This window comes from Bacillus sp. A015, from assembly GCF_053851875.1.
In genome coordinates, this window is record NZ_JBSPZB010000017.1 from 72,536 (window position 1) to 83,058 (window position 10,523).

General features: G+C 43.3%; 16 protein-coding genes. 11 read left to right on the forward strand and 5 right to left on the reverse strand.

Features of this window, described 5'->3' with window-relative positions; translation table 11 throughout:
* Window positions 1–46 precede the first annotated feature (46 nt).
* The 9 genes from tenA (at window position 47) to ACSLGF_RS14205 (ending at window position 6,997) form a co-directional block, all read left to right on the forward strand.
* Complete coding sequence (gene tenA / locus ACSLGF_RS14165) at window positions 47–757, forward strand: thiaminase II (RefSeq protein WP_456006489.1); 711 nt, start codon at window positions 47–49, stop codon at window positions 755–757.
* On the forward strand, window positions 732–1,349 hold the full coding sequence (tenI, locus tag ACSLGF_RS14170) for a thiazole tautomerase TenI (RefSeq protein WP_456006492.1): 618 nt from the start codon (window positions 732–734) through the stop codon (window positions 1,347–1,349). Before tenA ends, tenI begins: the two co-directional genes overlap by 26 nt.
* Entirely contained in the window at window positions 1,333–2,445 is a 1,113-nt protein-coding gene (gene thiO / locus ACSLGF_RS14175) for a glycine oxidase ThiO (RefSeq protein ID WP_456006495.1), read from the forward strand. The genes tenI and thiO overlap by 17 nt, the downstream gene beginning before the upstream one ends.
* The gene (thiS, locus tag ACSLGF_RS14180) at window positions 2,442–2,645 is read left to right on the forward strand and encodes a sulfur carrier protein ThiS (protein ID WP_456006498.1); all 204 of its coding nucleotides are present in this window, start codon (window positions 2,442–2,444) and stop codon (window positions 2,643–2,645) included. The genes thiO and thiS overlap by 4 nt, the downstream gene beginning before the upstream one ends.
* A 4-nt stretch (window positions 2,646–2,649) precedes the next feature.
* Window positions 2,650–3,417, forward strand: coding sequence for a thiazole synthase (locus tag ACSLGF_RS14185; RefSeq protein ID WP_456006500.1), 768 nt, complete (start codon window positions 2,650–2,652; stop codon window positions 3,415–3,417).
* The gene (locus ACSLGF_RS14190) at window positions 3,414–4,427 is read left to right on the forward strand and encodes a thiazole biosynthesis adenylyltransferase ThiF (RefSeq protein ID WP_456006503.1); all 1,014 of its coding nucleotides are present in this window, start codon (window positions 3,414–3,416) and stop codon (window positions 4,425–4,427) included. Before ACSLGF_RS14185 ends, ACSLGF_RS14190 begins: the two co-directional genes overlap by 4 nt.
* A gap of 17 nt (window positions 4,428–4,444) precedes the next feature.
* Window positions 4,445–5,251 (forward strand): bifunctional hydroxymethylpyrimidine kinase/phosphomethylpyrimidine kinase, encoded by an 807-nt coding sequence (gene thiD, locus ACSLGF_RS14195; protein ID WP_456006506.1) that lies wholly within the window; start codon window positions 4,445–4,447, stop codon window positions 5,249–5,251.
* Between the two features lie 279 nt (window positions 5,252–5,530).
* Window positions 5,531–6,307 carry an enoyl-ACP reductase FabI gene (gene fabI / locus ACSLGF_RS14200; protein ID WP_003211867.1) on the forward strand — a complete coding sequence of 259 codons (777 nt, stop codon included), beginning with the start codon at window positions 5,531–5,533 and terminating at the stop codon, window positions 6,305–6,307.
* Between the two features lie 114 nt (window positions 6,308–6,421).
* Window positions 6,422–6,997 (forward strand): CotO family spore coat protein, encoded by a 576-nt coding sequence (locus tag ACSLGF_RS14205; RefSeq protein WP_456006508.1) that lies wholly within the window; start codon window positions 6,422–6,424, stop codon window positions 6,995–6,997.
* Between the two features lie 37 nt (window positions 6,998–7,034).
* Here ACSLGF_RS14205 and ACSLGF_RS14210 read toward each other — a convergent pair whose 3' ends face one another.
* From ACSLGF_RS14210 to ACSLGF_RS14230, 5 genes are all read right to left on the reverse strand, one after another.
* A complete protein-coding gene (locus ACSLGF_RS14210; protein WP_456006511.1) occupies window positions 7,035–7,478 on the reverse strand; it encodes a CotY/CotZ family spore coat protein in 444 nt (147 codons plus the stop codon).
* Between the two features lie 210 nt (window positions 7,479–7,688).
* Entirely contained in the window at window positions 7,689–8,180 is a 492-nt protein-coding gene (locus tag ACSLGF_RS14215; RefSeq protein ID WP_099727567.1) for a CotY/CotZ family spore coat protein, read from the reverse strand.
* Window positions 8,181–8,326: 146 nt separating this feature from the next.
* Window positions 8,327–8,806 (reverse strand): spore coat protein, encoded by a 480-nt coding sequence (locus ACSLGF_RS14220; protein WP_456006513.1) that lies wholly within the window; start codon window positions 8,804–8,806, stop codon window positions 8,327–8,329.
* A gap of 88 nt (window positions 8,807–8,894) precedes the next feature.
* Complete coding sequence (locus ACSLGF_RS14225) at window positions 8,895–9,230, reverse strand: spore coat protein (RefSeq protein WP_456006516.1); 336 nt, start codon at window positions 9,228–9,230, stop codon at window positions 8,895–8,897.
* Window positions 9,231–9,274: 44 nt separating this feature from the next.
* A complete protein-coding gene (locus tag ACSLGF_RS14230) occupies window positions 9,275–9,670 on the reverse strand; it encodes a spore coat protein (protein WP_230030893.1) in 396 nt (131 codons plus the stop codon).
* Window positions 9,671–9,837: 167 nt separating this feature from the next.
* Here ACSLGF_RS14230 and ACSLGF_RS14235 point away from each other — a divergent pair, with 167 nt between their 5' ends.
* Both ACSLGF_RS14235 and ACSLGF_RS14240 read left to right on the forward strand, forming a co-directional pair.
* The gene (locus ACSLGF_RS14235; protein ID WP_456006534.1) at window positions 9,838–10,188 is read left to right on the forward strand and encodes a DUF1360 domain-containing protein; all 351 of its coding nucleotides are present in this window, start codon (window positions 9,838–9,840) and stop codon (window positions 10,186–10,188) included.
* Between the two features lie 71 nt (window positions 10,189–10,259).
* Window positions 10,260–10,388 (forward strand): hypothetical protein, encoded by a 129-nt coding sequence (locus ACSLGF_RS14240; protein WP_256499472.1) that lies wholly within the window; start codon window positions 10,260–10,262, stop codon window positions 10,386–10,388.
* The last annotated feature ends 135 nt before the right edge of the window (window positions 10,389–10,523 follow it).

Genomic DNA, 10,523 nt, shown 5'->3' on the forward strand with positions numbered 1-10,523 from the left:
ACGCGGAAAGTGGCTTTTTTATATGAAGAAACAGGAGGAGAGAAACATGACATTTTCAAAGGAATGTAAAGAGGCAGCAGCAACATGGTGGAATGGAAGCTTTACGCATCCTTTTGTAAAAGGGATTGGAGATGGCACACTTTCACTCGATCGGTTCACCTATTACGTGATGCAGGATTCGTATTATTTAACTCATTTCGCAAAGATGCAAGCATATGGAGCTGCCATTAGTGAGGACTTACATACGACGGGCAGAATGGCGTATCATGCGCAGGGCACGTATGAAGCAGAGCTATCGCTGCATAGAAAGTTCACAGAGCTGCTTCAGAGCTCTGATGAAGCACTTGAAAGCTTTAAGCCTTCACCCACTGCTTATGCGTATACCTCACATATGTACAGGTCTGTGAAAAGCGGACGATTTGAAGAAATTTTAGCCGCGTTATTACCGTGCTACTGGCTATATTATGAGGTGGGAGAAAAGCTGAAACAAACGACACCTGACCATCCGATTTATCAAGAATGGATTTTGACATATGGAGGAGATTGGTTTAAAGAGCTTGTCTTTGAACAGGTCAACCGCTTTGATGAACTCGCGGAAAAAGCACCAGAACATGTGCGGGCCAATATGAAAGAAAATTTTGTGATTTCAAGCTATTATGAATACCATTTCTGGGAGATGGCGTATAAAAAAGAAACGTGGCAAACAGCATGCTTGGATGGGGTTGGTGCAAATGGAACTCCACGCAGTGACAAATGATTCGTTTCCTGTCAATGAGCTGATCAAGCAAATAAAAGCCATTGAATCTGAAGTGGACTTTATTCATATCCGGGAACGGTCTAAAACAGCAAGTGAACTTGTTGATCTCGTGAGACAACTCCTTTCAGAAGGTGTACCGAAAGAGAAACTCGTTATCAATGACCGAGTAGACGTCGCGCTGCTCACCAATATTCACCGGGTACATCTCCCAGGTCACAGCTTTTCGCCAAAGGAGCTGCGACAAAAATTTCCTCACCTTCATACGGGTGTGTCTGTTCATTCGATAGAAGAAGCCAAAGCGGCCGAGGAAAGCGGTGCAGAGTATGTCATGTTTGGGCACATATATGACACCTCATGTAAACCAGGACTTAAGGCGAGAGGCGTAAAGCTTGTGGAAGAACTGACTTCTGCGCTGTCCATTCCGGTGGTGGTCATTGGCGGATTGACGCCTGATCGAATCCCAGAATTGATGCATGTGAATGTGAAAGGGATTGCTGTCATGTCGGGAATTTTCACTCACCATCAGCCGCACATCATGGCGCAAGCATTTTCTAAAAAGCTAAAGGAGAATCCTTATGAAAAAGCATTATGACGTTGCAATCATTGGCGGTGGAATCATAGGGATGTCAATTGCCTATCACCTTGCAAAAGCAGGAAAGCAGGCTCTTTTACTTGAGGCAAATGAGATAGGGAAGCAAACGACGAGTGCGGCTGCTGGGATGCTTGGTGCACATGCTGAAGGAGAGGGTCATGAGGATATTTTTTTTCAAGTGGGCAGAGCAAGTCAGGCATTATACGAAAAATTAAAAGTCGATCTTCGGCATGAATCAGGCATTGATATTCGGACATCAGCGGGCGGTATTATGAAGGTGGCCTTTACAGAAGAAGAAAAACGTGCACTTTGCCGGATGCAGCATTTGTCTACGTTTCAATGGCTTGAAGCAAGTTGTGTGAAAAAACGTATGCCGCAAATCGCAGATGACATCATGGGAGCAGGTTTCATTGAAGAGGATGTTCATGTTGAGCCTTATGCGGTATGCAGGGCATTGTGGCAGGCGGCCGTTCGGTACGGGGCGGATGTGAAGGAGTTTACACCCGTTATCGAAGTGGAGCGGGATCAAGAGGCATTGACTATCAGAACAGCCGAAGGCACATTCACATGTGATCACCTCACTGTAGCAAGTGGTGTATGGTCTGGCCGGTTTTTTGAAGAGCTGGGATTATCTCATTCTCTCTATCCAGTCAAAGGAGAATGTGTGTCTGTATGGAACAGCGGTCCAGCACTTGCACATACCATTTATCATGATCATTGTTATGTCGTTCAAAGAGATAGTGGAAAGCTGGTCATTGGTGCAACGATGAAGCCAAATGAGTGGCAGGCCGTTCCGACACTTGGCGGTATTGAGGCTGTTATTCAAAAAGCGTCTCAGCTCATGCCTTCTATCAAGGAGATGCCGATTGAAGAGTGCTGGGCAGGTCTTCGTCCGGCGACAAGCGACCGGCATCCCTATATCGGAAGACACCCGGAAGATGAGCGTATTCTTTTTGCAACGGGACATTACCGGAATGGCATTTTACTTGCGCCAATTACTGGAGAAATCATTCGCGACCTGATATTAGGCGAGCCTGTCCAAGAGGAATGGCTTCAAGCGTTTCGTATTGGCCGAAAGGAGGCATTGTTCGTATGAAAATTCAATTGAATGGCAGAGTGGTTGATTTCGATAAAGAGAATGGAACGATCTATGATCTGCTATCAGCCTATCAGCTGGAAAATCGTGTGGTGATCGTCGAAAAGAACCAAGAAATTATTGATAAAAAAACGTTTCAACAAGTAGAAATTCAACCAAATGACACGATTGAAATCGTTCACTTTGTAGGAGGAGGATGACACAATGCTACACATTGGCGGAAAAACATTCACATCAAGACTATTACTTGGTACAGGAAAGTATCCATCATTTGAGGTTCAAAAGGAAGCAGTGAACGTATCGGAAGCTGAAATTTTGACCTTTGCTGTGCGAAGAATGAACATTTTTGAAGCATCTCAGCCGAATTTTTTAGAGCAGCTTGATTTATCAAAATATACATTACTTCCAAATACAGCAGGCGCAAGTACAGCGGAAGAAGCGGTGCGTATTGCCCGTTTAGCGAAGGCTTCGGGGCTGTGTGACATGATTAAGGTAGAAGTGATTGGCTGTTCAAGATCCCTTCTGCCAGATCCAGTCGAAACGCTAAAAGCATCTGAAATGCTATTGGAAGAAGGTTTTATCGTGCTGCCATATACATCAGATGATGTGGTGCTGGCAAGAAAACTAGAAGAACTCGGTGTACACGCCATCATGCCAGGAGCCTCTCCAATCGGTTCAGGTCAAGGCCTACTAAACCCTCTGCATCTCTCGTTTATTATCGAGCAGGCGAAGGTACCGGTCATTATTGATGCGGGCGTAGGCTCTCCTAAGGATGCGGCTTATGCGATGGAACTAGGGGCTGACGCTGTATTACTGAATACTGCCGTGTCTGGTGCAAAGGACCCTGTGAAAATGGCAAAAGCGATGAAGCTGGCCATTGAATCAGGAAGATTAGGTTTTGAAGCAGGACGTATTCCGCTGAAAAACTATGGTACAGCCAGCAGTCCGCAGGAAGGGATGCCAGCGTTTTGAGCACACGTTATTCACGCCAAGAGCTTTTTCGGCCGATCGGAACAGATGGACAAAAGCGGCTAAACGCCTCAAAAGCTGTCATTATTGGAGCGGGGGCCCTAGGAACAGCTAGTGCTGAAATGCTCGTTCGAGCTGGCGTGGGCTCTGTCACCATTTTGGATAGAGATTATATTGAATGGAGCAACCTTCAGCGTCAGCAGCTTTACACAGAGCAAGATGTACAAGACCGGCTGCCAAAGGCTGTGGCGGCTGAAAAAAGACTCAAGCAGGTGAACAGTGAAGTCCGTGTAAGAGGAATCGTCATTGATGTGACTGCTCAAAATATTGATGAACTCGTCAGCGGGGCTTCGATCATTGTGGATGCAGCGGATAATTTTGAGGTGCGAATGATCGCAAATGATGCGGCCATCAAACATCAAATTCCTTTCCTTTATGGAGCCTGTGTAGCCAGTTATGGCATTCAATTCACTGTCATTCCGGGAGAGGCGCCGTGTTTACACTGCTTGCTTGAGCATTTACCTGCACAAGGCATGACATGTGATACAGCAGGTATCATTAGCCCGGTTGTGCAGCAGGTGGCGGCATATCAAGTGGCAGATGCTCTTAAATGTTTAACAGGACATCAAGTGACTCCGATATTAAGATCCTTTGATTTATGGACAAATGAACGGTCTGACATTCGGTCCGTCTTGTCTTTAAAGAAGGAGAAATGTCCAAGCTGTGGACTAAAGACATATCCATTTCTCTCATATGACCAGAGAGCGAAGGCAGACGTACTTTGTGGCCGCAATACGGTGCAAATCCGCAGTGCAGCAGGGACGCCACCGCCTTTACATGAAGTGGCCATTCGGTTAAAGAAAGCAGGAATGGATGTGCTTGAAAATCCGTATTTGCTTTCTTGTCAAAAGGATGAGTTCAAGCTCGTCTTATTCAAAGATGGCAGGGCGCTTGTACATGGTACAAGTGATATTGTCAAAGCGAGAACCATTTATCATCAATGGATTGGCTAATGAGAGGGTGTGATGAAATGACGATTAAAAAGGCATTAACCATCGCGGGTTCTGATTCTGGCGGCGGAGCAGGCATTCAAGCAGATTTGAAAACTTTTCAGGAGCTCGGGGTGTACGGAATGTCTGCGATCACAGCGATTACAGCGCAAAACACACTTGGTGTTCATGGGATATATCCGCTTTCTATCGAGGCGCTCAAAAGTCAAATAGATGCAGTGGCAGAAGACTTACTGCCAGATGCCGTCAAAACAGGGATGCTGTGGAGTGCTGAAATGATCAACACGGTCGCTGAAAAAACGCTTCAATATCAGATGAAGCTGATTGTAGATCCAGTCATGATTGCAAAAGGCGGGGCTTCTTTATTAAATGAAGATGCTGTCTCTGCAATGAAAACACACTTGCTGCCTGTCAGCTATGCAGTAACGCCTAATCTTCCTGAGGCAGAAGTGCTGACAGGCATACGCATTCAGACAAAAGAGGATCGCTACCTAGCAGCAGAACGTCTTTATGAGCTCGGCACGAAATACGTTTTGATCAAAGGTGGACACGGTCCATCTGACGGCCTGATCACAGACCTGTTGTATGATGGAAAAGGCTTTATTGAAGTCACAAATGAACATATTGATACACCACATACACATGGCACAGGCTGTACTTTTGCAGCGGCATTAACAGCGGAAATAGCCAAAGGATGTCCCATGAAGGAAGCCTTTGAAACAGCAGAAACCTTTGTCCATGAAGCCATCAAATATCCTTTGCATATTGGCGCTGGTCACGGGCCTACCAACCATTTTGCTTATCAGCAAAACAGGATCAAAGGATAAAAATTAGACCGTCTTCACTTGTGGGGACGGTCTCAGTGTGTAGACAAACCCTCGCATTCTTTGTTAGTCCTGCGTGCTGGTGCTCCCGAATGTCAAATTCGCTCCGTGCCAGTACTTGTCCTTCCTAGACTTCAAGGGCTATCAATCACGCTGAAAAGAAGACAAAGGGCTAAAAAGAAACTTTCTTTCATCGGAAATTGTCAATATCTCATGATCTGTGATAATATTATGATCAGGTACTAATACTATGTCTTGAAAAAATAGGAGGCTTTAATACATATGAACTTTTCTTTAGAAGGCCGTAATATTGTGGTGATGGGTGTTGCCAATAAACGAAGCATCGCGTGGGGGATTGCTCGCTCACTTCACGAAGCAGGAGCACGTTTGATTTTTACTTACGTTGGAGACCGTCTTGCTGAATCTGTGAAAGAGCTTGCAAGCACACTTGAGCGTGATGATTCAATTATTCTTCCTTGTGATGTGACAAGTGATGAAGAAATTGAAAAATGCTTTGCAACAATTAAAGAAAAAGTACAAGTGATTCATGGTGTTGCGCATGCGATTGCATTTGCAAACAAGGAAGAGCTTGTCGGTGAATATTTGAACACGAACCGTGAAGGTTTCCTTTTGGCGCACAACATTAGTGCATACTCATTAACAGCAGTAGCAAAAGCTGCACGTCCATTGATGACAGAGGGCGGAAGCATTGTGACGCTTACATACTTAGGCGGTGAGCGCGTTGTATCTAACTACAATGTAATGGGTGTAGCGAAAGCAGCACTTGAAGCAAGTGTGAAATATTTAGCAGCTGATCTAGGAGCAGAAGGTATCCGTGTGAACAGTATTTCTGCTGGCCCAATTCGTACTCTATCTGCAAAAGGAATCAGCGGCTTTAATACGATTCTGAAGGATATTGAAGAGCGTGCACCGCTTCGCCGTACAACAACTCCTGAAGAAGTTGGCGATACAGCATTATTCTTATTCAGTGATCTATCTCGCGGCATGACAGGTGAGAATCTTCATGTTGATTCTGGCTTCCATATCATTGCCCGCTAAGCGAATAAATGACTTGCAGCATACCAATGACTGGTATGCTGTTTTTTTATTTTTCTTCTGATTTGAAGCATCCGTTCATATATATAAGGAATGAATCATTCGGGAGGGATTAGTATGTCAAATAAAGGTGATGAGAATCAAAAGCCGCTTATGTATATTGTTCAGCCGAGCTATGATGAATCAAAGCCGGCCATGCAAGATATGGTGAGAAAGCGAAAGAAGTCAGAAAAACCGTCAGAAAACAAAAAAAGCGCTAAAGAACCGATCGAAGAAAGCGCGCAGGAACCTGTATCACAGGAAGTAGAGCAAAAAAAAGAAGAAGAGCCGCCTGCACTTCAGCAAGAACAAGAGAGCACAGAAGAAGCAGAGCTTATACAAGAACGAGAGCCCCTGAAAGAAGAGGAAAAGCAGCCAGAAGGCGTATTTCATGAAACAAAAGAAGAACCAAGAAGAAAACGAGTGAAAAAGCCTTTAAGTCAAATGAACATTGACGAGAAGGTCGATTTTCTGACAAGTCTGCCTCATAATATGCCAAGAGCACTTTGCCTGGTCGAAGCCGATGGTAAAACATACAGAGGGATTATCATGGATAGAGAAGAAAATACGGTGATCATTCGTACAGCAGGCGGCGGAAATCCAGTCGAATTAGCGATTGATGAGATCTCCTCGATTCATCCGCTTGGTTTTTAATGAATATGAAAAAAGTCCCATTTAGGGACTTTTTTTGTTAGCAGCTACGGTTGATGAGTCGTGGAGTTAAGCACTCGATTGCGCAGAAGCAGTCAAGATCCACTTCGATGCAATACTTCGATTTTTCCAATCGGAACACATCACATACGGAATCTTTATCTGTAAAATCTAAAATATGACGGTCTTTGTCAAATGCAATAAGCAAGCTGAGTGTTGCGCAGTGATCAGAGATGTGTTCGACTCTGAAAAATGCAGTGCTGAAGCAAGGTCCTGCATCTACTTCTCCGACGTTTCCGAATGCGACAAATGGTTTTGATTTGGATGTAAATAGAACAAACGGGACAGTGTCACCTAATGAATGTGATGGAGAAAGGAGATTGCTGTAACAGCTAGTCGGGCAATCTTCTTCGACGGCATTTTGTAAGTCATTAATGTTTTCAACAGCCTCTGCTACACAGTTCCATGAATGTTTGCGGCTCATATTCAACCCTCCTATACAAGGAATTTTGTTTGAGTATTTGAGCACTGTCATCATCTACAAGCGATATGTTGTGTTGCGCCGGTTGAAGCCTTTTGGTTCAATCAATGCGGAAGCGGCAGCTTTTTTGCTGACTGCTCCGCATGATTGGTTGTCATTCGTAAGGAAGGGGATGCTTTGACTCATGACAAGTTAGGTCAACGGACGATTTGTTTAGCTGTGGTGATGATGTTTTTTATCTTTCGTTGGCATGACTCTGTCTACAAGTTCTGGGTTTAAACATTGGATCGCGCAGAAGCAGTTCAAATCAACCTCGATACAAAAGTCCGTTTTTTCTAAACCAAAGAAGTCAGGGTCACAAGGGTGACACACGCTCAGCGTATGTCCGTGTACATCAACAGGTCTTAATACAGATAATGTGGCACAGCAGTCATTTAATTTTTCAACCCGGAAGAAGATGGATTCGAAGCATTGGCAATCGTCAACAAATCCTCCAATGTTTCCGAAAGTAGAGAACAATCCGCCCTTTTTATCAAAAAGTAAAAACGGAATTGTATCTTTTCCAGAAACTGTCGGGCTTAATAAATTACTGTAGCAGCTCGTAGGACATTTATCTTCTACAGCTTCCTGCTCTGCTAAAATCTTATCAACCGCATCGCATACACAGTTTTCATCATGTCGGCCATGGTGTTTTCCGCAGCTCATGGATTTCAGCTCCTTTAACAAGGTATTTGACTTTAGTCCTTAACAACATATGTATGCGCCCTCTAGTTGGTGTGGGTAAATGACTATTTATATTTGATGTATTTTTATAAAAAGAAAAGCAGAGCTTTTCGCTCTGCTTTTGTACATTAGAGGATACCAATTGCAACGATTGTCGCAACAAGTGTCTGAGTAAGTGTTTGGATTGCGATCGAGATGTCTGCATCGATTGTAGATACTGTAACGTTTCTTGAATTTTCGATGACAAGTTTTTGACGGTTTGTTTGTTTGTGAGTAGCGGCTTGCAAGAGATCTTGAGTAACGCGGTCAGCCAAATCACCATCAGCGATTGAGATATTTGTAATTGTGATAATCGCTGTTTGAACAGCTACTTGGATAGATGCTGCAACTTGTGCGTCAACAGAAGATACGTTAATGTCACATGAGTCTCTGACGATAATGACTTCCTCAGATGTCTGCTTTGTTACACTCACTTGATCAAAGTCTTGTAAGACATTTTCATCATCATAATAGTGGCCGTCACAAACAGCTTTTCTTTCGTAGTTGTAATCGCCGTGGTGTGTACAGTTACGATCTAGAGCGACCCAAGAGTATGGTTTAGAATCCATTTCTTTTCCTCCTTCCGTTTACTTTATTAAATGCTGGAATGAACTGTTTTGTCTCGGGCATTTACCCTAGCAGGCAACCCATTTTTATTTAATCGTTATTACGCTGCGCATCACGGCGCTGCTGAATCCGATTTCGAAGCGAATTTCGTTTGGGGCGCACTTGTGATTCAGGCTCGACTTCTTCAAGATGTTTTGCTGCTTCAGCCTGCCTTTTTTTCTCCTGCTGCTGTTCTACGAAATCATTCGCCTTCTTTTGTAGGTCCTCAACTAATTTCAGAATCATTCTTCTCTGATCATCTGAGATATTTGCTTTCTGATCATCGGTGATATTGTTTTTGTTTAAAATATCACTCACAAGAAGGCTTGTTAATGGATCAACATCAGTATTGATTTGAAACGCCTTTTTTTCGTTCTCTTCAGCCACGATTATTTCACCTCTTTCATACGTAATGTTAGAAAAAGAAAGGGTCAAAGAATGCCGGCTTCAACTAAGAGTACATTCAGTGTTTGAGTGAGAATTTGTACGGAGTTTAGAATGGATGCATCAGATAATGTAATCGTGACGTTATAACAATTGATGATTTGAATCACAGTTTTCTTTTGGACTGTCACTTGTTGTGTGGATAAAAGCTGCTCTGTGATGTCTGTAGCCAATTCATCGTCTGGTACAAGAATTTGAATTAAAAGAGTAATGATTGTCGTTACGGTCGCTTGAAGGGAGAGTGCAGCTGTTACATCTGTTTTATGAATCGTGACATTTTCAGAATCCTTGATTTCGATGAAATCATCATAATTGCTGATTAATTCGTTTAACAGTTGTGTGTATAATAAATCAGCACTTTCTTCAATAGACAATACTTTCACTCCTTTCTTATCTATACATTATTTAATGCAGCAGGGTCTCAAGGTGGAATTAGAAAGCGTGAAAAAGTACAACCCAATTTTATTTCCACTCGATTCATCATGGCGGTCTTTCTTTTTGCATATATAAAGAAAGGACGGAAAAAGAAGAAAGAAGGAGGTGGAGGTTCCTGAGCGGTGCTTTGTCATTTGCTATATTTGCCCTCGCATCCTTTAGACTGACGAGGTTGATTGTGTTTGATACCATTACTGCCCCTTTCCGCCGTCTATTTCATGAAGAACAGGAAGAGGTAAACGAACAAGGTGAGGTCGAGACATATATCATCATCAAAGGAAAAGGACTGCGGTCTTGGGTAGGTGAGCTGTTAAGCTGCTATTGGTGTACGGGCATGTGGTGCACTGCTGCTTTACTTGTGATATACATACTTTTTCCTATCATCAGCATGTGGCTAAATTTACTATTAGCGATTGCCGCAGCAGCAGGCATAATTGAAGCGGTCGTGTCGAAGCTTGTGAAATAAACAGGCATTCTGATCAGACACGCTTAAAAAAAATGCATATACTAACATGGAATAGGAAAGGAAGGGTTGCGATGAAACCAACTGAAACGCCGTCACATATGCTTCAAGGTTATCCAGCGCAGTCAAATCAACAATCTGTTCATACGAAGAAAATCAAGAAGACTGGCTGCGGCTGTGGAAAGAAAAAGAAATATCAATAGTAGAAAAAAGCCGGATTTATCCGGTCAGGCTGTCGAGAAAATCTCGACAGCTTTATTTTTCCCTTAAAATTTACATCTCCTCATTTTATAATAGAGAAAAGCCGACTAAAGGAAGGTGTTTTTCTCATGTTCCAC